Origin of the sequence: Mesorhizobium sp. M2E.F.Ca.ET.219.01.1.1 (genome assembly GCF_004016445.2) — a bacterium.
In the GTDB taxonomy this organism is placed as follows: domain Bacteria; phylum Pseudomonadota; class Alphaproteobacteria; order Rhizobiales; family Rhizobiaceae; genus Mesorhizobium.
Map to the genome: position 1 here is coordinate 799,464 of NZ_SADT02000001.1, position 23,876 is coordinate 823,339.

Consider the following 23,876-nt stretch of genomic DNA (forward strand, 5'->3'; position numbering starts at 1 on the left):
ATCCGACAGCCGGACACGCGGAAAACCTCAATGAAATCCTCCCTCGAAGACACGCTGCTTGCGGCCATCCGCACCATTCCGGATTATCCCAAGCCCGGCATATTGTTTCGCGATATCACCACGCTGCTTGGCGATGCCCGCGCCTTCCGCCGCGCCATCGACGAGCTGGTGCATCCCTATGCCGGGCTGAAGATCGACAAGATCGCCGGCATCGAGGCGCGCGGCTTCATCCTCGGCGGCGCCGTGGCGCACCAGCTCTCGGCCGGCTTCGTGCCGATCCGCAAGAAGGGTAAGCTGCCCTACGAAACGGTGCGGGTGGCATACAGCCTCGAATACGGCCTGGACGAGATGGAGATGCATAAGGACGGCGTCTCGCCCGGCGAGAAGGTGATCGTGGTCGACGACCTGATCGCCACCGGCGGCACCGCGGAAGCAGCGGTCAGGCTGCTCAGGCAGATCGGCGCCGACATCGTCGCGGCCTGCTTCGTCATCGACCTGCCGGACCTCGGCGGCCGCAAGAAGCTGGAAGCGCTCGGCGTGCCGGTCAGGACGCTGATCGGGTATGAGGGGCATTAGTGAATAGTGAATAGTGAATAGTGAATAGTGAAGAGTGAAGAGTGAAGAGTGAAGAGTGAAGAGTGAAGAGTGAAGAGTGAAGAGTGAAGAGTGAAGAGTGAAGAGTGAAGAGTGAAGAGTGAAGAGTGAAGAGTGAAGAGTGAAGAGTGAAGGTAGGTTGTTCGAGCGCGAATCTATGCGGATCACTACTGACTAATCACTAATCACCATTCACCATTCACTACTCCACCTTCACCAGCACGGCGCTGTCGAATTCGATGACCTTGTCGCCGGTGGAGTCAAATCCTTCGGAGCGCAGCGTGAGCAGGTTCCAGCCGGGACGTCCGGTAAGCGGCCGGTGCGCCTGCGCGGTGCGCGTGAAGGTCACCGTCTCGCCGGCATAGACCGGCTTCAGCCATTTGAGGTTGCGGAAGCCGGGCGAGGGGCCGAATTCGGGCTGCGGGCCGGGGCCGGTCCAGCGCACGCCCTCGGTCTCCATGCGCTTTTCGAGGTTGTATTTCATCCAGGTGGCGGCGGTATGCCAGCCGGAAGCGCAAAGCCCGCCGAGCACGCTCTTCCTTGCCGCCTCCTCATCGACATGGAAGATTTGCGGGTCGTATTTCCTGGCAAACGCCTTGATCTCGTCGGCCTCGAATTTATGCGAGCCCAGCGTGACGGTTTCGCCGATCAGGAAGTATTCGTCGAGTGTCATGATTGGCCTTGAGCGGCATCACGCGCGAGGAACATACCGGTGTTCTCCAGCTCGAAGACGCATTCGCCGCGCTGGTTGAAGAGCTCGCTGCGCATGGTGATCAAGCCGAGCTGAGGCCTCGATTTGGACTGGCGCTTGGAAAGTATGGTGGCCTTCCCGGTCAGCCGGTCGCCTGCCAGAACCGGCTTCTTCCATTTCACATGCTCGATACCGGGCGAGCCTTGAGAGGTCGAATCGAGCAGGAAGGCGTCGCAAAGCATGCGCATGAACATCGCGCAGGTGTGCCAGCCCGAAGCCGAAAGCCCGCCGAGGATGCTCGCCTTGCCGGCTTCCTCATCGAGATGCATCGGCTGCGGGTCGAACTCCGAGGCGAATTCGATGATCTCGGCCGCACTTACGTCCTTGCTGCCGAGGTCGAGCGAGGCGCCCTCCGCGAAATCCTCATAGGCCCAGGTCTTTCCGGTCATGCTGGCAATCCGGTTGACGAATGCGTGGTCCCCAAATCGGGCATTTCCGGATGAAGGTCCAAGGCAATTTGGTCAAGTGATTTCTGGTAAGCCAGCCGTCGCCGGCCGACGCCGTCAGAGCCAGCCGCGGCGGCGGAAATACCAGAAGGGCAGGATGGCCGAGACCACCATCAGGCCGATGGCGAAGGGGTAGCCTAACTCCCATTTGAGCTCGGGGATGATGTCGAAGTTCATGCCGTAGATCGAGGCGACCAGCGTCGGCGGCAGGAAGATGACGGCGGCGACCGAGAAGATTTTGATGATGGCGTTCTGTTCGATCGAGATCATGCCGAGCGTTGCGTCGAGCAGGAAGGAGATCTTCTGCGACAGGAAGGTGGCATGGTCGGCGAGCGAGAGCACGTCGCGCGACAGCGTCTTGATGCGGGCGCGGACATCCTTGCTCATCTTGGTCTGGTCCGCGACATGGGCGAGGAAGCCGGCGAGGCGCTGCAACGAGATCAGGCTGTCGCGAACGGAAGAAGCGAGGTCCTCCTTGCGGCCGATGCCTTTCAGCAATTCCTGGAAATCGCGGTTGCGTTTGGAGGCCTTGGTCGAGCGCGCCTCAAAAATGTCGCGCGAGATCGCTTCGACGTCGCGGCCGGCGCGCTCAAGGATGTCGGCCAGACGGTCGACGATCGCTTCCAGCAAGCCGATCAGGATGGTGTCGCCGCTGGTGCAGCCGGTCGCCACCTTTTCGGCGCGCAGCGGGAAGGTCTTGAAGGCCTTCGGTTCGTGGTAGCGGATGGTGATCAGCCGGTTGCCGGCAAGCGCGAAGGTCACCGGCGACATCAGCGGATCGTCGGCCTCGGTCTGCGCCGGCAGCACGGCGGTCATGAAGTAGCCGCCGTCCTCGACGTAGAGGCGGCTCGAAATCTCGATCTCCTCCATCTCCTCGCGGGTCGGGATCGCTATCCCCAGCCAGCTCTCGATGCGCGCCTCTTCCTCCTTGGTCGGATTGAAGAGATCGGCCCAGACGACCCTGTCGCCATCCGCCGCAAGATCCTCGGTGAGGCGCAGGCGGTCATTGTCCACGACGAAGGTTTTTATCATCGCCGGGTCTCCCTGGAGATCAGGTGTTGAACTTGAACAGCATGATGTCGCCGTCCTGGACGACATAGTCCTTGCCTTCGTCACGCGCCTTGCCGGCTTCCTTGGCGGCCACTTCGCCTCCCAGCGTGACGAAGTCGTTGTAGGAGATGGTCTGGGCGCGGATGAAGCCGCGCTCGAAGTCGGTGTGGATGACGCCGGCCGCCTGCGGCGCCTTATCGCCCTTGTGGATCGTCCAGGCGCGCGTCTCCTTCGGCCCGACGGTGAAGTAGGTGATCAGATGCAAGAGTTCGTAGCCGGCGCGGATCACCTTGTTGAGGCCAGGCTCGTCGAGGCCGATCGAGGCAAGGAACTCCATTTCCTCCTCGTCGGAAAGCTGGGCGACTTCCGCCTCGATCGCCGCCGAGATCACCACCGTGCCGGCGCCCTGCGCGGCCGCCATCTTCTCCACCGCCCTGGTGTGTTCGTTGCCGGTGGCGGCGTCCGCCTCGGCGACGTTGCAGACATAGAGAACGGGATGCGAGGTGAGCAGGTTCAGCCCCTGCAGGATGCGCAGGTCCTCCGGCGCGATGCCTTTCAACAGGAAGCGCGTCGGCTTGCCGGCCTGCAGCAATTCGAGCGACGCCTCCATCATCGGCAGGACGGCCATGGCTTCCTTGTCCTTGCCTGCGGCGCGCTTGCGGACCTGGACGATGCGGCGTTCAAGGCTTTCGAGGTCCGCGAGCATCAGCTCGGTCTCGACGGTTTCGGCGTCGGCCACCGGGTCGATGCGGCCCTCGACATGGGTGATGTCATCATCCTCGAAGCAGCGCAGCACATGCACGATCGCGTCGACCTCGCGAATGTTGGCAAGGAACTGGTTGCCCAGCCCTTCGCCCTTGGAGGCGCCGCGCACCAGGCCGGCAATGTCGACGAAGGAGATGCGGGTCGGGATGATCTCCTTCGACTTGCCGATCGCCGCGATCTTCTGCAGGCGCGGATCCGGCACCGCCACCTCGCCGGTGTTCGGCTCGATGGTGCAGAAGGGATAGTTGGCGGCCTGCGCGGCCGCCGTCCTGGTCAGCGCGTTGAACAGCGTCGACTTGCCGACGTTGGGCAAGCCAACGATGCCACATTTGAAACCCATGTTCGTCCAGTCCTGTCGGAATTCAATTTGGTGAGGGCTATGGGCGATAGGGGCGACGAACGTCAAGCCCCGAGCATCGTTCCTTCGACGCTCACTCCTTGCCGAACAGCTTCTTCAGCATCGCGGCCATCGGGCCGCTTTCGGGGATTTTTGCCGCCGGCTGCTGCGGCCGCGCCTGGCGGACGTGGCTTTGCTGCTTCGGCGGTTTGGGCGGCGGGCGGTCATCATCGCCGGTCGGCACGAGTTTTTCACGCAAGGCGAGCGTGACGCGGTTCATGAAGGAGCTGTCGTCGCCCTTGGCGAGCAGCGCGGCGTTGTCGGAGATCGCGTCCAGCAGGACATCCAGCCATTCGCGGTCCGCCTTGGCGAAATCGCCGAGCACATGGCCGTGCACCATCTCCTTGACGCCGGGATGACCGACGCCGATGCGCACCCGGCGATAGGCGTTGCCGACATGCTGGTCGAGCGAGCGGATGCCGTTATGACCGCCGGAACCGCCGCCCACCTTGACCCGGAGCTTGCCGGCGGCAAGGTCGATCTCGTCGTAGAAGACAGTGAGCGCGGACGGCTCGAGCTTGTAGAAGCGCAGCGCCTCGCCGACCGACTGTCCGGACAGGTTCATGAAGGTTTGCGGCTTGATCAGCAGCACCTTCTCGCCGCCGAGCGTGCCTTCTGAGATCAGGCCCTGGAATTTTCGCGACCAGGGCGAAAAGGAATGGCGGCGGGCTATCGCGTCCGCCGCCATGAAGCCGACATTGTGCCGGTTGTTTTCGTATTTCGCGCCCGGATTGCCGAGGCCTGCAAAGACAAGCATCGCCGCCTCCGGGTGCAGAAATGATTATTTCTCTTCGGCCGCGGGGGCCGCAGGTTCGGCCGCAGCCACCTCGGTGGTGGCTTCTGCCTCCGGCTTCATTGCCGACGAGCCGGCAATGGTCGCGATGGTGAAGTCGCGATCGGAGATGACCGGCTTGACGCCGGCCGGCAGCTTGACCGCCGAGATATGGATCGAGTCGCCGATGTCGGTGCCGGCGAGATCGACGGTGATGAATTCCGGGATCGCGTTGGCCGGGCAGTGGAACTCGACTTCGTGGCGAACGATGTTGAGCACGCCGCCGCGCTTGATGCCGGGCGACTTGTCTTCATTGATGAAGTGGACGGGCACGTCGACATTGACCTCGGTGTCCTTGCCGATGCGCAGGAAGTCGACATGGACAGGGAAATCCTTGACCGGGTCGAGCTGGAAATCCTTCGGCAGGACCTGGATCTTCTTGCCGTCGACATCGATCGTGGCGACCGTGGTGAGGAACCCTCCGCCATGGATCTTGTAGAAGAGGTCCTTGTAGTTCAGCGCAATCGCCAGGGGAGGCTGCTTGTCGCCGTAGATGACTGCAGGCACTTTACCGTCGCGGCGAACTGCACGGGCGGACCCCTTACCGACCTGTTCGCGCGCTTCGGCCTTGAGCTCGTAAGTATCGTGGCTCATGGCATTTCCTTTCGCGTGTTATGGAGCGCTTGCGGCAGGCACGAGGCCAACCGTAAACGTCGAAAGCCGTCGCGGCCTTGCACGATCTGTCCGATGCGTTTGGCGATCCAAATGCGTCTGGGGATCATGCGAGGCCTGGCCGGCCTTCCTCCGCGTTGCCTCCAAGGGTGTCTACGCGGGTGGCGGCTCTATAGCGGAAGGCGGACGACGGCGCAAGCGGTTGGACTGGAAGGCTTGCAGGGTGTTTTCCAGCGCTGACAAGCATAAACCGGAAATCCCATTCGACAAATGTAGGATCGGGTGGTTCCCAGCCGTCCTGCGGCGTGCAACCAGCCCGTGGGGACCACTATGAAACTTCTGTTCAGCCGCAATCCAAATCCTCGCCTCGCTGTCGCGGCCGCGCGCTATCTCAAGGCGGAGATCGCCTTTGAATTCGCATCGCCGATGGCGCCGGGGCAGGCCGAGCGCTACCGCGCGCTCAACCCCAATCTGACCTTGCCGATATTGGTCGGCGTGGGATGGAGCCTGTGGGAGACGGACGCCATCGCCTGCCGGCTTTCGCGCGAGATGCGTTCGGATTTCTGGCGTGGTGGGGACGATGAGCCGGACATGATCCGCTGGATCAGCTGGGGCAAGGAACGCTTCGCCTTCGCCTGCGACATGGTGCATTTCGAGCGCGGCACCAAGCAGCGCTATGGGCTGGGTCCCATCGATCAGGCCCTGGTGGAGGAGGGGCTGAGGCAGTTCCACAAGGCCGCGGCGGCCCTCGAGCCTGAGCTTTCGTCGCGCGATTGGCTGGTCGGCAATTCCATCTCCTATGCGGATTTCCGCATGGCGACATTCCTGCCTTTTAACGATGCCGCTCGCTTGCCGCTCGACGACTATCCGTCGATCCGCCGTTGGTACGGCCGGCTGGAAGCGATCGACGCCTGGCGCGACCCGTTCCAGGGGCTCGAGGCGCCGCCGCTGCCGCCGGTTAAGGCGGAGGCGTAACCCGCATGGCTTTGCGCAATTCCGGACGGAAACGGCTAGGCTTTTTCCAGGAATTGCCTAGGCGGCGTCGACCGCCTGGCCGCCGCTCAGCGCATCGCGCAATTTCTGGATTTGCCGGTTCAGGGCATCGAGCTCGGCCAGCTTCATGCCTGAGCGCTCGATCAGCGTCTCGTTCAGGCAATTGCACCGGACGAGCAGGGCTCGTCCGCTAGGGGTCAGGTCGACCTGCACCTGGCGCTCGTCGGTCTGGCTGCGCTGGCGGGTGACGAGGCCGGCCTGTTCCATTCGCTTCACCAGCGGCGTGATCGTGCTCGATTCCAGGGCGAGCCGATGCGCGATGCTGCCCACCGACATACCGTCCGCCTCACCCAGCGCATTGAGCACGAGATATTGCGGATAGGTGATGCCCATTTCGTCCAGCATCGGTTTGTAGGTACGATTGATTGTCATGCTGGTCGCGTAAAGCGTGAAACAGAGCTGGTTGTCCAAGGGAAGAGGCACGGCACGATCCTTTTGCCGACTGAGCACCGATTATGTACCACGGAAAATGTTATCGTGATACATATTTCTATGGACAAGCCAGCTCGATGGCGGTACGCATATCGTTATCGTGATATTATTTATTGCGAAAATTACAAAGGAGATGGAGATGACTGAAGGTTCGCAGACCAAGATCGGCAGTGGCACGATCACCACCAAGGACGGCACGCAGATCTTCTACAAGGACTGGGGCACCGGTCAGCCGATCGTCTTCCACCATGGCTGGCCGCTGAGCAGCGACGACTGGGATGCCCAGATGCTGTTCTTCCTGTCGAAGGGCTACCGTGTCATAGCGCATGACCGCCGCGGCCACGGCCGTTCGACCCAGACTGACATCGGCAACGAGATGGACACCTATGCCGCCGACGTGGCAGCGCTCGTCGCGCATCTCGATCTTAAGAACGCAATTCATGTCGGCCATTCGACGGGTGGCGGCGAAGTGGCGCGCTACGTCGCGCAGTATGGCGGCGGCGGTCGCGTCGCCAAGGCCGTGCTGATCGGCGCCGTGCCCCCGATCATGCTCAAGACCGACGCCAATCCGGGCGGCCTGCCGCTCGAGGTGTTCGATGGCTTCCGTTCCGCCCAGGCCGCCAACCGCGCCCAGTTCTTCCGCGACGTTCCGGCTGGTCCGTTCTACGGCTTCAACCGTCCGGGCGCGGTGGTCTCGCAAGGCGTTGTCGACAATTGGTGGCGCCAGGGCATGATGGGCGGCACCAAGGCGCACTACGATTGCATCAAGGCCTTCTCGGAAACCGACTTCACCGAGGATTTGAAGAAGATCGACGTGCCGGTGCTGGTCATGCATGGCGACGACGATCAGATCGTCCCGATCGCGGACTCCGCCCTGCTTTCGATCAAGCTGCTCAAGAAGGGCGAGCTCAAGGTCTACAAGGGCTTCCCGCACGGCATGGCGACGACCCATGCGGATGTCATCAACGCGGATCTGCTGGCCTTCTTCAAGGCCTGAGTTCCGCGTTCGGAAAGCAGACAAGCACCCGCCGATCGGCGGGTGCTTGTGTTTTTTGGGCTCTTCGCGGCGTGGCCGGCAGTCAGGCTTTCCTTGCTTCCTTCATATTGGGCAGGAACACCGTCAGCAGGCCGAGGAGGGGAAGGTACGAGCAGACCTGGAAGACAAAATCGATGCCCTTCATGTCGGCGATCACGCCGAGCACGGCGGCGGCGATCCCGCCCATGCCGAAGGCGAAGCCGAAGAAGATGCCGGCGATCGTGCCGACCCGGCCCGGCACCAGCTCCTGCGCGAACACCACAATGTTGGAGAAGGCCGACGACAGGATCAGGCCGATCATCACGGTGAGCACCATCGTCCATTCCAGATTGGCGTAGGGCAGCGCCAGTGTGAAGGGCAGGACGCCGACGATCGAGAACCAGATCATCGCCTTCTGGCCGTAACGGTCGCCGAACGGGCCGCCAAGCAGGATGCCCAGCGCCGATGCGCCGAGGAACAGGAAGAGCATGACCTGGCTCGTCTGCACCGAGACGCCGAACTTATGGATGGAGTAGAAGGTGTAGTAGCTGGAGAGCGAGGCGATGTAGGCGTTCTTGGTCAGCACCAGCAGCGTCAGCACGGCGAGCGCGCCCATCACTTTTTTGCGCGGAAAGGGCGACACATGGGCAACCTGCTTGCGGGTGGCCTGCGCAGCGCGCATGCGGCTGTACCAGCCGCCGACCTGCCACAGCACGAAGATGCCGATCAGCGAGCCGATGGCGAACCAGGATATGCTGGCCTGGCCGAAGGGCACGACGATGAAGGCGGCAAGCAGCGGGCCCATCGACTGGCCGAAATTGCCGCCGACCTGGAACAGCGACTGCGCCAGGCCGAAGCGGCCGCCCGAGGCGAAGCGGGCGATGCGCGAGGATTCCGGATGGAAGATCGCCGAGCCGATACCGATCAGCGAGGCGCCGACCAGAAGCAGCACATAGTGGCCGGCATAAGCCAGCACGATCAGGCCGACCAGCGACGAAGCCATGCCCCAAGGCAAGGAATAGGGCATGGGCCGCTTGTCGGTGATCATGCCGATCACCGGCTGCAGCAACGAGGCCGTGACCTGGAAGGTGAAGGTCAGAAGGCCGATCTGCCAGAAATCGAGACCGTAATTCTCTTTGAGGAGCGGGTAGATCGCCGGCAGCAGTGACTGCATGATGTCGTTGATGCCGTGGCAGAAGCTCACCGAAAGGATGACGGCAAAGACCGTCGCTTGCGCCGAGGTGCTGCTTGCCGTCGCCGGCGCGGCGACGGAGTTGGCGGTCGTATCAGTCAAGGCAAATGCTCCGTAGTCTTTTTGGCGGCGGACCGCAGGCAGTCTCATGGGAGAGGACGCTGCCTTATAATCGGGTTGAATGACGACTTCTTTCGTGGTTTGGTCCAATAGTTTCGCAAGTGGGCCACATCCGATGCCGCATGGCCGGGAAATCTTCAGAGGCGACGCCGCCGAACTGGGCCGGCTGCATGAAAGCCGCTGGCAGTGGCTGGAGGAGGCGGTTGGACCGGCGGTGGCGCTGCCGACCGAATATCCGGACGGCTATCATGTGCCGCAGCACCGCCACAGCCGCAGCCAGCTGCTGCACGCGCTGGTCGGTGTGGTTCTGGTGACGACGAAACACGGCCGCTGGATGGTGCCGCCCGATCACGCGATGTGGATACCGGCCGGCACCGAGCATTCGGTCGAGATGCTGGGCGATGTCTCGATGCGCTCGGTCTATGTGATGCCGAACGCCATTGCCGGGCTGCCGGAGGGATTGCGCGTCGTCGGCATCACCGAGCTGATGCACAGCCTGATCGTTGAATCGGAGAAACTGCCGCAGGGCGGCGAGCTCGAAGGGCGCGCCGCGCTCGTCATGGGACTGCTGCTGCACGAGATCCCGAACCTGCCGGAACGGCCGCTCGGCCTGCCATTCCCATCCGACGCGAAGCTCGCGGCGCTTTGCCGGCGCTTCGTGGCGGTTCCTTCGCCGCATGCGACGATCGACGAATGGGCGGATGCCGCTGGCATGAGCCGCCGGTCCTTCACCCGTGCGTTCCATCGCCAGACAGGGCTGTCGCTGTCGACCTGGCGCCAGCAGGCCTGCCTGTTCGCCGCTCTGCCCAGGCTTGCCGATGGCGAGCCGATCACCAGGGTGGCGCTCGATCTCGGCTATGACAGCGTGCCGGCCTTCACCACCATGTTCAAGCGCATGCTCGGCGCTTCGCCGCGCGGCTATATGCGCGGCGCGCGCGATGCCGGTGAAAACCCGCGGCGCGCAGGCGGTCCGCTCGCCGCGTGAAGCTGCGCCGCGGCATCGGGCCGATGCGTTGCCGATTTGGACTCCATCCGGACTTCTGATTGCAATTTGCAATCAGCTATGATCCCTTTGCGGGAGGGCGAAATCGGAGGAACCCTATGGCGACGATCGTCTATGCCATGCTGACATCGCTGGATGGCTATATCGCCGGGCCGAGCGGAGGCATCGACCTGCCGGTTCCCGAAGAAGAATTGCACCGGCATTTCAACGACGAGATGAGGCGGACTTCGATCGTGCTCTGCGGACGCCGGATGTATGAGACCATGCGCTTCTGGGACAGCCCCGAACGGGAGATTGGCGCTGAAGACGTCGAGCGGGATTTTGCGCGCGCCTGGCGTGAAACGCCGAAGATCGTGTTTTCGACCACGCTCCGAGAAGTCGGGCCGAATGCCCGTCTGGTTAGAAGTGACGCGGAGGCGGTGGCAAAGTCGCTCAAGGGGGAAGCAACTGGCGAGATTTCCGTCTCCGGGGCCGAGTTAGCCTCCCATCTTGCGCGCGCGAGGCTGATCGACGAGTACCGGCTCTATGTGCATCCGGTCGTGCTGGGCGGCGGCAAGCCTTACTTCCAGTCCGGCCTGTCGCTGGCGCTGACGCCACTCGGCACGGAGCGTTTTACGCAAGGCGTTACGCTGCTGCGCTATGCACCAGCGCAGACCGACAATTAGTCGAACAGGCTCGAGACCGACTCTTCCGTTGCCGTGCGCGAGATCGCCTCGCCCATCAGATCGGCGATCGAAATGACCCGGATATTCGGCGCGTCGAGCACGGCCTGGCTCGGCTGGATGGAATCGGTGATCACCAATTCCTGCAGCTTCGAGCCGGCGATGCGGGCGACGGCGCCGCCCGACAGCACGCCATGGGTGATGTAGGCGGTGACGGAGGTCGCGCCGTTGGCAAGCAGCGCGTCGGCCGCGTTGCACAGCGTGCCGCCGGAATCGACGATGTCGTCGATCAGCAGGCAATCCTTGCCGGCGACCGCGCCGATGATGTTCATGACTTCCGATTCACCGGGGCGCTCGCGGCGCTTGTCGACGATGGCCAACTGCGCGTCGAAACGCTTGGCCAGCGCGCGCGCCCGCACCACGCCGCCGATGTCGGGCGACACGACGACGACATTGCCGAGCTGCTTGTACTTGGCCTTCACGTCGCGGGCCATCACCGGCACCGAGAACAGATTGTCGGTCGGGATGTCGAAGAAACCCTGGATCTGGCCGGCATGCAGGTCGAGCGTCAGCACGCGGTCGGCGCCGGCGCGGGTGATCATGTTGGCGACCAGCTTGGCCGAGATCGGCGTGCGGCCGGAGGCGCGGCGATCCTGCCTTGCATAGCCGAAATAGGGGATGACCGCCGTGATGCGCCGCGCCGAGGAGCGCATGAAAGCGTCCATCATGATGAGCAATTCCATCAGATGGTCGTTGGTCGGATAAGAGGTCGACTGCAGGATGAAGACATCCTCGCCGCGCACGTTTTCCTGGATCTCGACGAAGATTTCCTGGTCGGCGAAGCGCCTGACGCTGGCTTTCCCCAGCGGGACGTTGAGATAGCGAGCGACCGCTTCGGCCAGCACCCGGTTGGAATTGCCCGCGAAAAGCTTCATGCACCGTTCCTGGTGAAGGATGGAGAGGCTCAAGAGACTCTCAATGAGCCTTTTATGCGGGCTTTTAGCGGCCCGCGCCGGTATTGCAAGCCTCGTTGTGGGGAATCCTTCCGGCGACCGCAACAAACACGGAAAACATCGCAAGCCGGCAACAGTTTGGCCGGCAACAGTTCGGCCGGCATGGTCCGGTCAACCGGCGCCGCCGCTGCCGAGCCACGCGGCGAACTGGTCGATCGTCTGGTCGGCGATGGCCTGCATGGTCGCGGGCGCCACCGTCGGCCAGCCCTCGCCGCCGCCGACCGCGGGCGCCTTCTGCTGGCCATTGATGCGATGCAGACGGTTCCCCGAGGGGTCGTAAATGTCCCAGACATAGATGACGGTGGTGTCCTTGCCCTCGGACATCGTCGAGAAATAGCCTTTCAGCACGTGCGTCGCCGTCTGGTCGGTGCTGCCGACAAGCGTCAGGCCACGCTGTTTGGCGCGGGTCTGCAGTTCCGCCGTCAACGGTGCCGCCGCGTCCACCGATGCGCCGACGATCGGCGCCACCTGCAGGCGCGTCTTCGCGAGAGCCGCGGTCTGGGCCGGTGTCCTGGGTGTCGCGGACGACGCTGCGGCGGAAGGGGCGGGGGTAGGGGCAGGCGCGGTCGCGGTCGGGGTTGTGGCGGTCGTCGATGTGCCCTGAGGGGCGGCCGAGGACTGGGCCGAGCTCGCCGGCGGGGTGATGGCCGAAGGTTCCAGCACGTCCTTGGCGTTGGTGCAGGCGCCGAGCGCCAGCGCCGCAAGCAATGACACGGTCGTCATCCGCGATCGTCTCATTTGCTTGAAAACTCCCTACTGGCGAATGCCCCCGCGTGAACCAACCATTATGGATTCACTGCACGATCAAGTCGAGATCATGGCGCGACAGCGGCTTCGGCGCCGATTCCGTGGTGAGGTAGGTGCGACCGAGCGTCATCGCTGTCTCCGTCTCGGAGTCCATGATGATCATGTGCGCGAACAACGTCATATTGGGCGCGATCGGTTCCGGGTTGCCCTGATAAAACATCGGCATGTCCATCCAGGACGGCGTGAAGCGGGCGCCGACCGAGTATCCACAGGCGTTCAGCCGGTGCTTGGTCAGATTGTGAGCCTCGAGCGTGCGGGCATGCGCGTCGAAGACGTCGCCGAAGGTGTTGCCCGGGGTCATCGCCTTTTCGACAGCGAGCAGCGCGGCCCGGGAAGCGTCGAACAGTTCCTGATGGCGCTTCGACACCTTGCCCGTCAAAATGGTGCGCATCATGGGGGCATGATAATGGTGGAACACACCGGCCCATTCGAGCGTCAGTTGGTCGTTCTTGGTGAGCTTGCGGCGGCCGGCCTTGTAGCGGCAGAGCAAGGCATCGGCGCCGGAGCCGATGATATACTCGTTGGCGGGATAGTCGCCGCCGCCGGCAAAGACCGCGCCCTGCATGGCGGCGAGGATGAGCCCTTCGTCGCCGCCTTGCTTGATCAGCGGCAGCGCCGCGTCCAGCGCGTCGTCGGAAAGATTGGCGGCCTTTTCCGCCTTGGCGATCTCGGCCGGGCTCTTGAACAGGCGCAGCCGGCCGACGATGCCGGAGGCATCGGCGATCTGGCCGAAGGTCTGCAACTGCTCGTCGAGGCGGCGGCCGTTATAGGCGGTCAGGCCGTGGGTGTCGTATTCGACGCCGATGCGGGCGCCGAGCAGATCGAGGTCGTTGAGCAGGTTGCGCAGGTCGATCGCCGGATTGGCGCCCTGGCGATCGGTCCACAACAGGATGTTTTCTATGGTCGAGGTCTGGCGCGCTTGCCTCAAATCGGCCGAACGGGTGAGCAGCACCATCGAGCCGTCGGCTTTCACCACCAGGCACTGGAAGAAGCAGAAGCCGAACGTGTCGTAGCCGGTCAGCCAGTACATGCTCTCCTGCGCGAACAAGAGCACGGCGTCGAGCTTCTTTTCGGCCATCTCGATCAGCAGCCGGTCACGCCGCGCGTCGAATTCCGAACGTTCGAAATGCAGCGCCATTACTCTTTCTCCAGTACGATTGCCGAAACCTGGCGCCCGTAATCGGCTTCCTTGCGGTGGGTGGTGCGCCGGTAGGAATAGAAAAGATCTTCTTCCGCGTAAGTGCAGCGGCCAAGGCCCTCGGCGCTCACGCCCGCCTTGCGCAGCCGGTCGAGCGTATATTGGTTGAGGTCGAACATCGAGTGCCCGGCTGTCTTCGACGGCCTGAAATAGCGAGCATTGCCGGCGTCGACCTCGACGAAGCGGGCGACGAATTCAGGTCCGACCTCGTAATTGTCGGGGCCGATCGAGGGGCCAAGCACAGCGACGATGCGGTCGCGGCGGGCGCCGAGGCCTTCCATCGCCAAGACGGTGTTTTCGAGCACGCCGGTGAAGGCGCCCTTCCAGCCGGCATGGGCAGCGCCGATGACGCGCGCCTCGGCATCGGCGAACAACACCGGCCCACAATCGGCGGTCGATGCGCCGATGGCGATGCCCGGACGGTCGGTGACGATGGCGTCGGCTTTCGGGCGAGGACCGGCAAAGGGTTCCCTGGCGACAACGACATCCGGCGAATGGATCTGGTGCGCGGTCAGCAGATGGTCCGCGGGCACGCCCATCCAGTCGGCGACGCGCCGCCGGTTCTCGGCGACCAATGTCTGGTCGTCGCTGGAGCCCGTGCCGATGTTGAGGCCCCGATAGATGCCGTCCGAGACACCGCCGATGCGGGTGAAGTAGCCGTGGCGTATGCCTTGCGCCTTTTCGAGCTGCGGCGAGCGAACTGGATCGGGTCTGGTCTGATTCAGCATGGTTTGGGTTTGTCGTCCGCGCAAGGCGGTCTCGTCAAGGCGAAGTTCGGACGACAAGCAGGACCAGACGACGAGGCCGCCCGCCGATATCAGGCGGCTTTCGCCGCCGGCAGGACCTTCATCACCTTGAACAGCTCGCCCATCGCGTCGGGGCCGGCCAGGCGTTCGACCGCGTCCGAAATGGCCTGACGTGTTTCGGCGTCGGCATCGGCGCCCAGTGTGCCGGCGCGCTCGAGCAGGCCCATGCCGAGCAGGAATTCGCCCTGGGTCGACAATTGCACATCGAGACCGTGAGCGCGCGCGATGTCGGCAAGAGCGGCGAAATCGACATGGGCGGTGAGGTCGGCTTCGCCTGGATTGGCCAAAACGTCCTCGCGCTGGTGCCGGCGCAGCGCCTGGAAAGTGTCGCCGATCCCCGGCTCCAGATGGCCGTAGTCGATGAAGAGGCCGGCGCCGCCCCGGCCGGCTATGCGTTCAGCGATCCGCGCCATCAGCGCCGAACGGGCAGGCGCCACCTCGACGATGGCGCCTTGCGGCGCATCGGAGGCGGCGGCCGGCAGCAGTGCCGGGTCGACGGACCCCGCGCCAGCGAAGAAGTGCAGTTCGTCGGCGCCGTCGAGGCCGACCACGCGCTCGCGCCAGCCCGCGCCGACATAGACGAATTGCCGGATCGGCACCGCGTCGAACAATTCGTTGCCGACGATGAAGAGCGGCTGCCGCGGCAGCGTGTCGATGGTCTGGTGCCAGGCAAATACCGCGTTTTGACCGGCAAGCGTCTGTTTCTGGATTTCAGCCAGGCGCGGGCTGGTCTCGATCATGGCAAAGGAGGCGCCGGCTGCCAGCGCCGGGTCGAGGCGCGACCAAGTGCGCAGCATGTCCTTCATCAGTGTGCCGCGGCCCGGTCCGATCTCGGCAAAGGTCGAGGGTAGGGGCCGGCCGGCGCCCTGCCAGGCCTGGTAGAGCCAGACGGCAACGAGCTCGCCGAACATCTGGCTGATCTCAGGCGAGGTGATGAAGTCGCCGGCGGCGCCGAAGGGCTCGCGCGTCGTGTAATAGCCCTCGTCGGGATCGAACAGGCAGAGCGCCATATATTCGCTGACCGGGATCGGCCCCGTTGCGCCGATCAGGCCTGTGATGCGCTCCTTCAGCCGGGTCATGCCGCCCGCGGCTGTGGCGTCGGCTTTGCCGTGACCATGGCCCAGATGCCGGCGAGAACCATCGGGGTAGACAGGATCATGCCCATGGTCAGCCAGTTGGTGCCGAGGAGATAGCCGAGCTGCTGGTCGGGCTCGCGGAAGAATTCGACGAAGATGCGCGACAGGCCGTAGCCGCAGATGAAGGCCCCGCCGACGAAACGCGGCGTCTTCAGCTTGAGCCGCGAATGGGTGAGGAAGCGCAGCACCAGGAACAGCACCAGGCCCTCGAGCAGCGCCTCGTAGAGCTGACTTGGGTGGCGGGCGAACGGGCCGCCATTGGGGAATTCGATCGCCCACGGCACGTCCGAGGGCCGGCCCCAAAGCTCCGAATTGATGAAGTTGGCGACACGCACGAGGCCGAGCCCGACAGGCACGCCCGCCGACACCACATCGAACAGTGTCCAGGTGGGAATGCTGCGCTTGAGCGAGAACAGCGTCATGGCGAGGATAACGCCGAGCAGGCCGCCATGGAACGACATGCCACCCTGCCAAACCGCGAAAATGTCGAGCGGATGCGCGATATAGCGCGGCAGGTCGTAGAAGAGCACGTAACCGGTGCGTCCACCGAGCACCACGCCGATCGCCGCCCAGACGATGAAGTCGTCGAGGTCCTCGGGCTTCATCGGCAGGTGGCCGTCCGGCCAGAGGCGGGTGTTGGTGACTAGCCGCTTGGCATACCACCAGGCAAAGAGGATGCCGACTATGTAGCCGACGCCGTACCAATGCACCGCCAGCGGCCCGATGTTGACGATGACCGGATCGATGTTGGGAAAGGGCAGGGAGGCCAGCGGCAAAAGGAAATATTCGCTCAACAGGATCTCCAGGGCGCGGTCACGTTCGGGCGCGGACCATGCGGCAGGGTTTTGGCGGGGTCAAGGCGGCGCCTGCGCGGCAAATCTGACTTCGGGAATAGCTAGTCGTGGCTATGTGGCCGTGCCAGCGCCTGGCCTTCGGCCAATTTTCTGTATTTGGCTTCTAAGCGGTCAAACACCTCTTCGGCAGGCATTGTCCGCTTTGCTTCGACGTCGCTGATGCCCTTGGCGAGCGCTGCGTCTAGCGCGGCAATGCGCTTGTCCGAATCCGCATTGATGGACATCTCACGCTCCCGTTCGAAATATCCCCCACACATAATAGCCCCAAATAGCGCCAATGTGGGCGCGGTCAGATCAGATCGTAACCGAGTTGAGCAGGCCGCAATACGCTTGCATTCCGCGCCGCGCGCCACTACGTCAAAACAGTAAAGCGAGGATCTGCCATGGCGACCGGACCGAACCGCATTCTCGACGAATTCGCAAAGATCATGACCGATGCCGCGGGTGCCGCGCAGGGCGTGCGGCGCGAGGTGGAGACGGCGTTCCGGGCGCAGGCCGAGCGCATGCTGAACTCCATGGATGTGGTGCAGCGCGAAGAGTTCGAGGCCGTGCGCGAGATGGCGGTCAAGGCCCGGGAAGACAACATCCAGCTGGCGACGCGCGTCGAGGCGCTCGAGGCCCGGCTCGCCGAACTCACCGGACAGACCGCACCTGCGGGTGCCGCGAAGCCCCGCGCAAAAAAATAATCGTTAAACTTTTCCACATAGCGCGATCCGAAAAATCGCTTTGCCGTGAATCGCTTACCGGCATTGCATGAATCTTTGTGACAGCCACCTTTCCACATGCGGATGACGCAGTGCGAAAAATTGGGCTGTTCACGCGACTCCCGATCAATAGACTGAATTTGTTGCATGATTCGAAGCAGGGTCATGCGCCGGGCGGTGGGGTCCGGTTGGGGTCTTTGCGTTGGAAAGTCCTGACCGTCCGAGTTCTAGACAAGATTGTTCGTCGTGTGTGCCCCGCGGAGCGTGTGGCGCTCCCCTGAACACAGGAAGCATTCATGGAACTCCTCGAACTCGAATTCTCCCGCGAAATCCACCCGGTGGATGTCATCGAGCAGGTGGCCCACAACAATGACTGGTCCTTCGAGCGCGCCGGCGACGACGAGATTTCGATTTCGGTGGCCGGCAGCTGGACCGACTACCATGTCTCCTTTTCCTGGATGGAAGATTTCGAGGCGCTGCATCTTGCCTGCGCTTTCGACATCAAGGTGCCGGAGACGCGCGCGCTGGAAGTGATGCGGCTGTTGTCGCTGATCAACGAGCAGATGCTGTTCGGGCATTTCGATCTGTGGGAGCAGGAAGGCGCGATCATGTTCCGGCAGTCGCTGCTGCTTGCCGGCGGGGTCGAGCCGTCGAGCCAGCAGGTCGAGGTGCTTCTGTCCTCGGCGCTAGAGGCCTGCGAATGCTATTTCCAGGCCTTCCAGTTCGTCGTCTGGTCGGGTACATCGGCCAAGGACGCGCTGTCCAGCGTGCTCTTCGAGACCCACGGAAACGCCTGAACCAAGCCAATATTGCCGATGAGTTCCAGCAGCGAGCGCAAGCCCGAGATCAGCTTTGCCGATTTCGATCGTGTCGACATCCGTGCCGGCACGATCGTCGAGGCCGAGCCGTTTCCGGAAGCCCGCAAGCCGGCGATCAAGCTGAAGATCGATTTCGGTCCGGCCATCGGAATTAAAAAGTCGTCGGCGCAAATCACCAAATATTACGCGCCGGAGACGCTGGTCGGCCGCCAGGTCTTCGCGGTAGTCAATTTCCCGCCGCGTCAGATCGGTCCGTTCATGTCCGAGGTGCTGACGCTTGGCTTTCCGGATGACGAGGGCGCCGTGGTGCTCGGCGCCATAGAGCGGAGGGTGCCGGATGGCGGGCGCCTATTCTAGGATGCGTCGATATTCAGGTGAGGCCGGCTTGCGAATGGCGGTCTCCTGCGCTTCCGGTGCTCACGTACTTCAAGTACGCTCCGCGCCGGTTCTCGGAGCCCACCATTCTCAGCTCGGCCTGACCTGAATCTCGGCGCATCCTAACCGCCACGTTGTATCAAGCTGCCAGTTTACGGGTCCTGCCCAGCGCTTCGTCGACCACGTCGAGGAACATTTCGGCGCAGGCCTTCCAGCTGTAGCGCATGGCGCGCTGACGCGCTTCGGCGCGATCGACGTGAAGCGCTTTCATCGCCGCCTCGCCCAGATTGTTCGATACGGCTCCGCCGACACCGTCGCCGACAATGTCGATCGGTCCGGTCACCGGAAAGGCGGCGACTGGAGTCCCGCTTGCCAGGGCCTCGATTATGACGTTGCCGAAAGTGTCGGTGCGGCTCGGGAAGACGAAGACGTCGGCCGACGCGTAGATCTCGGCCAGCTCGTCGTTCGGGCGGTGGCCGAGGAAATGCGCGTCGGGATAGCGCGCCTTGAGCTTCGCCAGTTCCGGCCCTTCGCCGACGATCACCTTGCTGCCGGGCAGGTCGAGGTCGAGGAAGGCGGTCAGGTTCTTCTCGATCGCGACGCGGCCGACACACAGGAAGACCGGGCGGGGAAATCCGGTTTCCTTGCGCTTGTCGGGCCGGAAGTGGTCGGTGTCGACGCCGCGCGTCCAGGGCCTGAGCTTATTGAAGCCGCGCGCCGCGAGATCGTCCGCGAGCGATTGTGTGGCGACAAGCGTGCCCTGTCCGGAATTGTGAAAGTCGCGCAGCCAGTTATAGGCCCAGCTCTCCGGAACCGGCAGGCGGGCGCTGAGATATTCGGGAAAGCGCGTGTGGTAGCTGGTGGTGAAGGGGCGACTGGCCTTGCGGCAATAGCGGCGCGCCATGATGCCCAGCGGACCCTCGGTGACGATGTGGATATGGTCGGCCTTGCGCGTTTCGATGAGGCTCGCCACACGACCTGGCGTGGTCAGCGCCAGCCGGATGTCGGGATAGGTCGGCATCGGCAAGGTGCGAAAGAGGTTCGGCGTCAGGAAGTCGAGCTCGACGTCGAAGGACTTCAGCGCCTCGGTGAGGCGTTCCAGCGTGTGCACCACGCCGTTGACCTGCGGCCGCCATGCGTCGGTGACCATCACGATGCGCATGGCGATCCCGATAGGCATGGCGATCCTTTGCGATAGGTCCTGAGCGCGCTGGCTCGGTGCCGGAACGGCAGCCAGGCGGCAGCTCGCGCCTCGCTCCAGCGCACCCGGGCAGGGGCGGGATCGAAGCGGGGCGGCAGGGCCGAATCAACAAGGGTCGCGCGCTTCATGCGCGCTCTTCACCATGATTTCATGACGGGCGGATGAAGCCTGTCTTGGCTCTGCTCACGCAGGTACCGTGATCACGGCGCGCAGGCCGCCGAGCGGGCTGTCCTCGAGGCTGATGTCGCCGCCATGGCTGCGGGCGATGTCGCGGGCGATCGACAGGCCAAGTCCGGTGCCGCTGGCATCCAGGTTGCGCGCCTCGTCCAGCCGCAGGAATGGCTTGAACACCTCTTCACGCTTGTCGGGCGCGATACCCGGCCCATTGTCGTCGATGGTGACGGTGAGCGAGCCACGGCCGTGGTCGGCGTGGACCTCGACGGTCTTGGCATAGCGGAAAGCATTGCCGATGACGTTCGAAAGCAAACGGGCAAAGGCGTTCGGCCGCACATGCACCGCCGGGTCGCCGGTCAGCGTCGTCGTGAGCTTGCAGCGACGCAATTGCGCTTCCTCGCCGAGCTTCTGGAAATAGGCCATGAGGTCGAAACGGCCGGTATCCTCCGCGGACTCGCCGCGGGCAAAAGCGAGATAGCCTTCCAGCATCGACTGCATGTCGTCAATGTCCTGGTTCAGCGCGGCCTTGGTTTCCGCCTTTCCGCCGGCCAGGGCCAGCTGCAGCTTGAAGCGGGTGAGGATGGTCCTGAGGTCGTGGCTGACGCCGGTCAGCATGGCGGTGCGCTGCTCGATCTGGCGCTCGATACGCTCACGCATCTGGATGAAGGCGAAGCCGGCGCGGCGAACCTCCTCGGCGCCGCGCGGGCGGAAATCGCGCGGCATCGGCCGGCCCTTGCCGAAGCTCTCGGCAGCCTCGGCGAGCGTCAGGATCGGCCTGATCTGATTGCGCAGGAAGGGAATGGCGATCATCAGCAGAACCAGCGAGGTGCCGACCATCCAGATCAGGAAGATATGCGTGTTCGAGGCATAGGCCTGGCTGCGCCGCACGAAGACGCGCAGCACCTTGCCTTCGAGTTGGACGCGGACCTCGACGACGTTCGAGTTGCCGACCGTGTCGATCCAGAACGGACGGTTGATCTGTCTCGTGATCTCCGACGACAGCGCCTCGTCGAGGATCGAGAAGAACGGCTTCGGGCCGGGCGGCGGCAACGGATCTGGCGGCAGCAGATCCACTTTCAACTGCATGCGGTCCTGGGCGATACGAATGATGTTGGCGTAGTCGGCGTCGTGCGGATAGGTCTCCATCATGTCGATGACGGCCGCAATGTCCGAGATCGTCGCCTGCGACAGGCGCTGGGTGACCGTCTGCCAGTGGCGTTCCATGAAAACGAAGGCGATCACCGACTGCAGCAGGATCATCGGCGCGATGACGATGATCAGCGAGCGGGCGTAGAGCCGCTTCGGCATGTAGAGCGCGATCAGGCGCCAGAACCGGTTCCAGGCGCGCGGCATCGCCCTCAGCGTCCGCAGCGCGAGATCGCGCAGGCCGCTCCCTTTCGGCTGTTCCAGTTGCGTGGTCGCCATTCGCCCTTCCGCTCGTCGATGGCCTGTTCAGCAAAGGGCCTTCGACGGTAACCTATTCGACGCTGAGCCGATACCCAATACCGCGCACCGTCTGCAGCCACACCGGATTGGACGGATCGCGCTCGATCTTGCGGCGCAGCCGGTTGATCTGCACGTCGATGGTGCGCTCGCCGACATCCGATTCATCGCCCACCAATTCATGGCGCGGTATGGTCTCGCCCGCTCGCGCGGCGAAGATCGCGAGGATCTCCTGCTCGCGGTCGGTCAGCTTAAGCGCCTCGCCGCCCCGCTTCAATTCGCGCTTGGCGATCTGGAACGTATAAGGTCCGAACACCAGCTGTTCCACCTTCGGCGTCGCGGCCGGGCCGCCACGGCGCAGGATGTTGTTGATGCGCAGGATCAGCTCGCGCGGATCGAACGGCTTCGGCAGGTAATCATCGGCGCCGGCTTCCAGCCCGGTAATGCGGCTGTCGGTCTCGGACAGCGCCGTCAGCATCAGGATCGGCACGTTCTTCTCGGCCCGCAGCGCCTTGGTGAGGTCGACGCCGGTTTCCCCCGGCATCATGACGTCGAGCACCAAAAGGTCGAAGTCGAGGCCGGCGAGCTTGCGCCTGGCTTCGCCGGAATTGCCGGCGACGGTGACGCGAAAACCGTTCTCGGACAGATACTGCTTGAGCAGGTTGCGAATACGCGTGTCGTCATCGACAACCAGAAGATGCGGCGCGTCATCGTCGGGCGCGGCCGGATGATCGACCTTCTCAATGGTCTCCATGGTTCTTCCCCGATGTTTGCGCAGGCACAATGTCGATCTGCGCTCTTAGTTCCGGATTGACCATCGCTTCCAGGAAACGCTCGATCGTGGCGCGCTCGGTGGCTCCGGAATCCTCCAATGCCGCACGGATGCGGCGCGACTGTGGCCGCGCCAGCGCCAAGGCCAGCGCGCGGCCCTTGGCGGTCGGGTAGAGCTCGCGCTGCCGGCGGTCGCGCGGACCCTGCACCTGGACGATATGATCGGTGTCGATCAGCTGCTTCAAGACCCGCGCAAGGCTCTGCTTGGTGATCTTCAGCACATCGAGCAGTTCTGCGACGGTGAGGCCCGGCCTGCGGTTGACGAAGTGCAGCACACGGTGATGGGCGCGGCCGAAGCCATAATCGGCAAGGATCTGGTCCGGGTCGGAGGTGAAATCGCGATAGGCGAAGAAGAACAGTTCGATGATGGCGAAGTCGATGCCGTCCTCATCGGCGATCGCCGTCCTGATCGGTTTTCCGGCTGCGGGGCTCGTCATCATTTCTCCATGCGAGGCGGGAATTATGTCAGTACTATTGACGTAATTTCCGAGCAATGATAATTTTTGACAAGCTTTTCGGCGGATTGCGAACGAAAAGGCAAGAGGGAGCCGTTTTTCCGGAACTTCCTGAGTTTGCCACGAATTGAATATCCGCCTACGCTTTCAAGCACCGGCCAGCGTTTCGGATCCTGTGACGAGGCCGGCATGAAGGCTATAAAACACAACGATTTGCGGGCGCCCGCCCGCGGGAGGTTTCCATGGCATCCGTTCCCTTCGATCAACTGGAAGGCTTCATCTGGATGAACGGCGAGTTCGTCAAATGGGCCGACGCCAAGGTCCATGTGCTGACCCATGGCTTGCACTATGCCAGCGCAGTCTTCGAGGGCGAGCGCGCCTATGGCGGCCAGATCTTCAAGCTGACCGAGCACAATGAGCGCCTGCATGAATCGGCGCGCCTGCTCGGTTTCAAGATTCCCTATACGGTCGCCGAGATCGACGAGGCCTGCCGCACGCTTTTGAAGAAGCAGGGTTTCCAGGATGCCTATGTGCGCCCGATCGCCTGGCGCGGCAGCGAGCAGATGGGTGTCTCGGCGCAGAACAACCGCATCAATTGCGCCATCGCCATCTGGCAATGGCCGAGCTATTTCGACCCCGCGCAGAAGCTCAAGGGCATCCGCCTCGATGTCGCCGAATGGCGCCGGCCGGATCCGCGCACCGCGCCGTCCAAGTCCAAGGCCGCCGGCCTCTACATGATCTGCACGCTGTCCAAGCATGCGGCCGAGGCCAAGGGCTATGCCGACGCCATGATGCTCGACTGGCGCGGCCAGGTGGCGGAAGCCACCGGCGCCAACATCTTCTTCGTCAAGGACGGCAAGATCCATACGCCGACGCCCGACTGCTTCCTCGACGGCATCACCCGCCGCACGGTGATCGGCCTGGCGAAGGACCGTGGTTTCGAAATGATCGAGCGCGCCATCATGCCGGAAGAGCTCGAAGGTTTCGAGCAATGCTTCCTGACCGGTACCGCGGCCGAGGTGACACCGGTTTCGGAGATCGGCCCACACCGATTCGAGGTCGGGGAGATCGTCAAGACGTTGATGAACGACTATTCTGCTGCAGTGCAACCAAAGCACGCGATCGCCGCAGAATAGC

The 23,876-nt window shown here is 63.3% G+C and carries 28 protein-coding genes; 9 read left to right on the forward strand and 19 right to left on the reverse strand.

Annotation, left to right across the window (positions count from 1 at the left end; all coding sequences use genetic code 11):
• The first annotated feature begins 30 nt into the window (after positions 1–30).
• The gene (locus EN862_RS03810) at positions 31–576 is read left to right on the forward strand and encodes an adenine phosphoribosyltransferase (protein WP_112127111.1); all 546 of its coding nucleotides are present in this window, start codon (positions 31–33) and stop codon (positions 574–576) included.
• A gap of 220 nt (positions 577–796) precedes the next feature.
• Here the strand turns inward: EN862_RS03810 and EN862_RS03815 are convergent, their stop codons facing one another.
• From EN862_RS03815 to EN862_RS03840, 6 genes are all read right to left on the reverse strand, one after another.
• Positions 797–1,267 (reverse strand): MaoC family dehydratase, encoded by a 471-nt coding sequence (locus EN862_RS03815; protein WP_127864509.1) that lies wholly within the window; start codon positions 1,265–1,267, stop codon positions 797–799.
• Positions 1,264–1,734 (reverse strand): MaoC family dehydratase, encoded by a 471-nt coding sequence (locus tag EN862_RS03820; protein WP_127864510.1) that lies wholly within the window; start codon positions 1,732–1,734, stop codon positions 1,264–1,266. The genes EN862_RS03815 and EN862_RS03820 overlap by 4 nt, the downstream gene beginning before the upstream one ends.
• A 114-nt stretch (positions 1,735–1,848) precedes the next feature.
• Positions 1,849–2,823, reverse strand: coding sequence for a magnesium/cobalt transporter CorA (gene corA, locus EN862_RS03825; RefSeq protein ID WP_127864511.1), 975 nt, complete (start codon positions 2,821–2,823; stop codon positions 1,849–1,851).
• 19 nt (positions 2,824–2,842) lie between these two features.
• On the reverse strand, positions 2,843–3,946 hold the full coding sequence (gene ychF / locus EN862_RS03830; RefSeq protein WP_127864512.1) for a redox-regulated ATPase YchF: 1,104 nt from the start codon (positions 3,944–3,946) through the stop codon (positions 2,843–2,845).
• A 91-nt stretch (positions 3,947–4,037) separates the two neighbouring features.
• On the reverse strand, positions 4,038–4,760 hold the full coding sequence (pth, locus tag EN862_RS03835) for an aminoacyl-tRNA hydrolase (RefSeq protein ID WP_127864513.1): 723 nt from the start codon (positions 4,758–4,760) through the stop codon (positions 4,038–4,040).
• Positions 4,761–4,784: 24 nt separating this feature from the next.
• Positions 4,785–5,429, reverse strand: coding sequence for a 50S ribosomal protein L25/general stress protein Ctc (locus tag EN862_RS03840; protein ID WP_127864514.1), 645 nt, complete (start codon positions 5,427–5,429; stop codon positions 4,785–4,787).
• Positions 5,430–5,777: 348 nt separating this feature from the next.
• On the opposite strand from EN862_RS03840, the gene EN862_RS03845 reads away from it, so the two are divergent.
• Positions 5,778–6,422, forward strand: a complete 645-nt coding sequence (locus EN862_RS03845) for a glutathione S-transferase family protein (RefSeq protein WP_127864515.1) — start codon at positions 5,778–5,780, stop codon at positions 6,420–6,422.
• Between the two features lie 57 nt (positions 6,423–6,479).
• On the opposite strand, the gene EN862_RS03850 is transcribed toward EN862_RS03845, so the two are convergent.
• Positions 6,480–6,923 carry a MarR family transcriptional regulator gene (locus EN862_RS03850; protein WP_127864516.1) on the reverse strand — a complete coding sequence of 148 codons (444 nt, stop codon included), beginning with the start codon at positions 6,921–6,923 and terminating at the stop codon, positions 6,480–6,482.
• A 148-nt stretch (positions 6,924–7,071) separates the two neighbouring features.
• Between EN862_RS03850 and EN862_RS03855 the strand changes: the two genes are divergently transcribed.
• Positions 7,072–7,929: an alpha/beta hydrolase gene (locus EN862_RS03855; protein WP_127864517.1), complete on the forward strand. Its 858-nt coding sequence runs from the start codon at positions 7,072–7,074 to the stop codon at positions 7,927–7,929.
• 82 nt (positions 7,930–8,011) lie between these two features.
• Here the strand turns inward: EN862_RS03855 and EN862_RS03860 are convergent, their stop codons facing one another.
• Positions 8,012–9,241 carry an MFS transporter gene (locus EN862_RS03860; protein WP_189400955.1) on the reverse strand — a complete coding sequence of 410 codons (1,230 nt, stop codon included), beginning with the start codon at positions 9,239–9,241 and terminating at the stop codon, positions 8,012–8,014.
• A 133-nt stretch (positions 9,242–9,374) separates the two neighbouring features.
• Here EN862_RS03860 and EN862_RS03865 point away from each other — a divergent pair, with 133 nt between their 5' ends.
• Positions 9,375–10,244 carry a helix-turn-helix transcriptional regulator gene (locus EN862_RS03865; protein WP_127864519.1) on the forward strand — a complete coding sequence of 290 codons (870 nt, stop codon included), beginning with the start codon at positions 9,375–9,377 and terminating at the stop codon, positions 10,242–10,244.
• Between the two features lie 116 nt (positions 10,245–10,360).
• The gene (locus EN862_RS03870; protein ID WP_127864520.1) at positions 10,361–10,927 is read left to right on the forward strand and encodes a dihydrofolate reductase family protein; all 567 of its coding nucleotides are present in this window, start codon (positions 10,361–10,363) and stop codon (positions 10,925–10,927) included.
• Here the strand turns inward: EN862_RS03870 and EN862_RS03875 are convergent.
• From EN862_RS03875 to EN862_RS03905, 7 genes are all read right to left on the reverse strand, one after another.
• Complete coding sequence (locus EN862_RS03875) at positions 10,924–11,859, reverse strand: ribose-phosphate pyrophosphokinase (RefSeq protein ID WP_095817296.1); 936 nt, start codon at positions 11,857–11,859, stop codon at positions 10,924–10,926. The two genes, EN862_RS03870 and EN862_RS03875, sit on opposite strands and share 4 nt — an antisense overlap.
• A 189-nt stretch (positions 11,860–12,048) precedes the next feature.
• Positions 12,049–12,675, reverse strand: coding sequence for a hypothetical protein (locus tag EN862_RS03880; protein WP_127864521.1), 627 nt, complete (start codon positions 12,673–12,675; stop codon positions 12,049–12,051).
• A 55-nt stretch (positions 12,676–12,730) separates the two neighbouring features.
• A complete protein-coding gene (locus EN862_RS03885) occupies positions 12,731–13,882 on the reverse strand; it encodes a Xaa-Pro peptidase family protein (RefSeq protein WP_127864522.1) in 1,152 nt (383 codons plus the stop codon).
• Positions 13,882–14,670, reverse strand: a complete 789-nt coding sequence (gene pgeF / locus EN862_RS03890; protein WP_127864523.1) for a peptidoglycan editing factor PgeF — start codon at positions 14,668–14,670, stop codon at positions 13,882–13,884. The genes EN862_RS03885 and pgeF overlap by 1 nt, the downstream gene beginning before the upstream one ends.
• Positions 14,671–14,759: 89 nt before the next feature.
• Entirely contained in the window at positions 14,760–15,827 is a 1,068-nt protein-coding gene (locus EN862_RS03895) for a class I SAM-dependent methyltransferase (protein ID WP_127864524.1), read from the reverse strand.
• Positions 15,824–16,678 carry a prolipoprotein diacylglyceryl transferase gene (lgt, locus tag EN862_RS03900; RefSeq protein WP_127864525.1) on the reverse strand — a complete coding sequence of 285 codons (855 nt, stop codon included), beginning with the start codon at positions 16,676–16,678 and terminating at the stop codon, positions 15,824–15,826. The genes EN862_RS03895 and lgt overlap by 4 nt, the downstream gene beginning before the upstream one ends.
• Before the next feature lie 101 nt (positions 16,679–16,779).
• On the reverse strand, positions 16,780–16,962 hold the full coding sequence (locus EN862_RS03905) for a hypothetical protein (protein WP_127864526.1): 183 nt from the start codon (positions 16,960–16,962) through the stop codon (positions 16,780–16,782).
• A 159-nt stretch (positions 16,963–17,121) separates the two neighbouring features.
• On the opposite strand from EN862_RS03905, the gene EN862_RS03910 reads away from it, so the two are divergent.
• The 3 genes from EN862_RS03910 (at position 17,122) to EN862_RS03920 (ending at position 18,617) form a co-directional block, all read left to right on the forward strand.
• Positions 17,122–17,424 carry an accessory factor UbiK family protein gene (locus EN862_RS03910; RefSeq protein WP_127864527.1) on the forward strand — a complete coding sequence of 101 codons (303 nt, stop codon included), beginning with the start codon at positions 17,122–17,124 and terminating at the stop codon, positions 17,422–17,424.
• Between the two features lie 314 nt (positions 17,425–17,738).
• Complete coding sequence (locus EN862_RS03915; protein WP_040989643.1) at positions 17,739–18,239, forward strand: YbjN domain-containing protein; 501 nt, start codon at positions 17,739–17,741, stop codon at positions 18,237–18,239.
• 18 nt (positions 18,240–18,257) lie between these two features.
• A complete protein-coding gene (locus EN862_RS03920) occupies positions 18,258–18,617 on the forward strand; it encodes a tRNA-binding protein (protein ID WP_127864528.1) in 360 nt (119 codons plus the stop codon).
• Positions 18,618–18,774: 157 nt separating this feature from the next.
• Here the strand turns inward: EN862_RS03920 and EN862_RS03925 are convergent, their stop codons facing one another.
• The 4 genes from EN862_RS03925 to EN862_RS03940 all read right to left on the reverse strand — a co-directional run bounded on the left by EN862_RS03925 (position 18,775) and on the right by EN862_RS03940 (position 22,721).
• Positions 18,775–19,797: a glycosyltransferase family 1 protein gene (locus tag EN862_RS03925; protein WP_127864842.1), complete on the reverse strand. Its 1,023-nt coding sequence runs from the start codon at positions 19,795–19,797 to the stop codon at positions 18,775–18,777.
• A gap of 222 nt (positions 19,798–20,019) precedes the next feature.
• Positions 20,020–21,435 (reverse strand): ATP-binding protein, encoded by a 1,416-nt coding sequence (locus tag EN862_RS03930; protein ID WP_127864529.1) that lies wholly within the window; start codon positions 21,433–21,435, stop codon positions 20,020–20,022.
• A 52-nt stretch (positions 21,436–21,487) separates the two neighbouring features.
• On the reverse strand, positions 21,488–22,207 hold the full coding sequence (locus EN862_RS03935; RefSeq protein WP_040989639.1) for a response regulator transcription factor: 720 nt from the start codon (positions 22,205–22,207) through the stop codon (positions 21,488–21,490).
• On the reverse strand, positions 22,194–22,721 hold the full coding sequence (locus EN862_RS03940; protein WP_042647466.1) for a MarR family transcriptional regulator: 528 nt from the start codon (positions 22,719–22,721) through the stop codon (positions 22,194–22,196). The genes EN862_RS03935 and EN862_RS03940 overlap by 14 nt, the downstream gene beginning before the upstream one ends.
• A gap of 260 nt (positions 22,722–22,981) precedes the next feature.
• On the opposite strand from EN862_RS03940, the gene EN862_RS03945 reads away from it, so the two are divergent.
• Positions 22,982–23,875 (forward strand): branched-chain amino acid aminotransferase, encoded by an 894-nt coding sequence (locus EN862_RS03945; protein ID WP_127864531.1) that lies wholly within the window; start codon positions 22,982–22,984, stop codon positions 23,873–23,875.
• Position 23,876: the final 1 nt, after the last annotated feature.

What these genes read in the sequence shown, in the direction of transcription:
- EN862_RS03810 (WP_112127111.1), top strand. Translation starts at nt 31, where the DNA reads ATGAAATCCTCCCTCGAAGACACGCTGCTTGCGGCCATCCGCACCATT.
- EN862_RS03815 (WP_127864509.1), bottom strand. Translation starts at nt 1,267, where the DNA reads ATGACACTCGACGAATACTTCCTGATCGGCGAAACCGTCACGCTGGGC.
- EN862_RS03820 (WP_127864510.1), bottom strand. Translation starts at nt 1,734, where the DNA reads ATGACCGGAAAGACCTGGGCCTATGAGGATTTCGCGGAGGGCGCCTCG.
- corA (WP_127864511.1), bottom strand. Translation starts at nt 2,823, where the DNA reads ATGATAAAAACCTTCGTCGTGGACAATGACCGCCTGCGCCTCACCGAG.
- ychF (WP_127864512.1), bottom strand. Translation starts at nt 3,946, where the DNA reads ATGGGTTTCAAATGTGGCATCGTTGGCTTGCCCAACGTCGGCAAGTCG.
- pth (WP_127864513.1), bottom strand. Translation starts at nt 4,760, where the DNA reads ATGCTTGTCTTTGCAGGCCTCGGCAATCCGGGCGCGAAATACGAAAAC.
- EN862_RS03840 (WP_127864514.1), bottom strand. Translation starts at nt 5,429, where the DNA reads ATGAGCCACGATACTTACGAGCTCAAGGCCGAAGCGCGCGAACAGGTC.
- EN862_RS03845 (WP_127864515.1), top strand. Translation starts at nt 5,778, where the DNA reads ATGAAACTTCTGTTCAGCCGCAATCCAAATCCTCGCCTCGCTGTCGCG.
- EN862_RS03855 (WP_127864517.1), top strand. Translation starts at nt 7,072, where the DNA reads ATGACTGAAGGTTCGCAGACCAAGATCGGCAGTGGCACGATCACCACC.
- EN862_RS03865 (WP_127864519.1), top strand. Translation starts at nt 9,375, where the DNA reads ATGCCGCATGGCCGGGAAATCTTCAGAGGCGACGCCGCCGAACTGGGC.
- EN862_RS03870 (WP_127864520.1), top strand. Translation starts at nt 10,361, where the DNA reads ATGGCGACGATCGTCTATGCCATGCTGACATCGCTGGATGGCTATATC.
- EN862_RS03875 (WP_095817296.1), bottom strand. Translation starts at nt 11,859, where the DNA reads ATGAAGCTTTTCGCGGGCAATTCCAACCGGGTGCTGGCCGAAGCGGTC.
- EN862_RS03880 (WP_127864521.1), bottom strand. Translation starts at nt 12,675, where the DNA reads ATGAGACGATCGCGGATGACGACCGTGTCATTGCTTGCGGCGCTGGCG.
- EN862_RS03885 (WP_127864522.1), bottom strand. Translation starts at nt 13,882, where the DNA reads ATGGCGCTGCATTTCGAACGTTCGGAATTCGACGCGCGGCGTGACCGG.
- pgeF (WP_127864523.1), bottom strand. Translation starts at nt 14,670, where the DNA reads ATGCTGAATCAGACCAGACCCGATCCAGTTCGCTCGCCGCAGCTCGAA.
- EN862_RS03895 (WP_127864524.1), bottom strand. Translation starts at nt 15,827, where the DNA reads ATGACCCGGCTGAAGGAGCGCATCACAGGCCTGATCGGCGCAACGGGG.
- EN862_RS03905 (WP_127864526.1), bottom strand. Translation starts at nt 16,962, where the DNA reads ATGTCCATCAATGCGGATTCGGACAAGCGCATTGCCGCGCTAGACGCA.
- EN862_RS03910 (WP_127864527.1), top strand. Translation starts at nt 17,122, where the DNA reads ATGGCGACCGGACCGAACCGCATTCTCGACGAATTCGCAAAGATCATG.
- EN862_RS03915 (WP_040989643.1), top strand. Translation starts at nt 17,739, where the DNA reads ATGGAACTCCTCGAACTCGAATTCTCCCGCGAAATCCACCCGGTGGAT.
- EN862_RS03920 (WP_127864528.1), top strand. Translation starts at nt 18,258, where the DNA reads ATGAGTTCCAGCAGCGAGCGCAAGCCCGAGATCAGCTTTGCCGATTTC.
- EN862_RS03925 (WP_127864842.1), bottom strand. Translation starts at nt 19,797, where the DNA reads ATGCGCATCGTGATGGTCACCGACGCATGGCGGCCGCAGGTCAACGGC.
- EN862_RS03930 (WP_127864529.1), bottom strand. Translation starts at nt 21,435, where the DNA reads ATGGCGACCACGCAACTGGAACAGCCGAAAGGGAGCGGCCTGCGCGAT.
- EN862_RS03935 (WP_040989639.1), bottom strand. Translation starts at nt 22,207, where the DNA reads ATGGAGACCATTGAGAAGGTCGATCATCCGGCCGCGCCCGACGATGAC.
- EN862_RS03940 (WP_042647466.1), bottom strand. Translation starts at nt 22,721, where the DNA reads ATGACGAGCCCCGCAGCCGGAAAACCGATCAGGACGGCGATCGCCGAT.
- EN862_RS03945 (WP_127864531.1), top strand. Translation starts at nt 22,982, where the DNA reads ATGGCATCCGTTCCCTTCGATCAACTGGAAGGCTTCATCTGGATGAAC.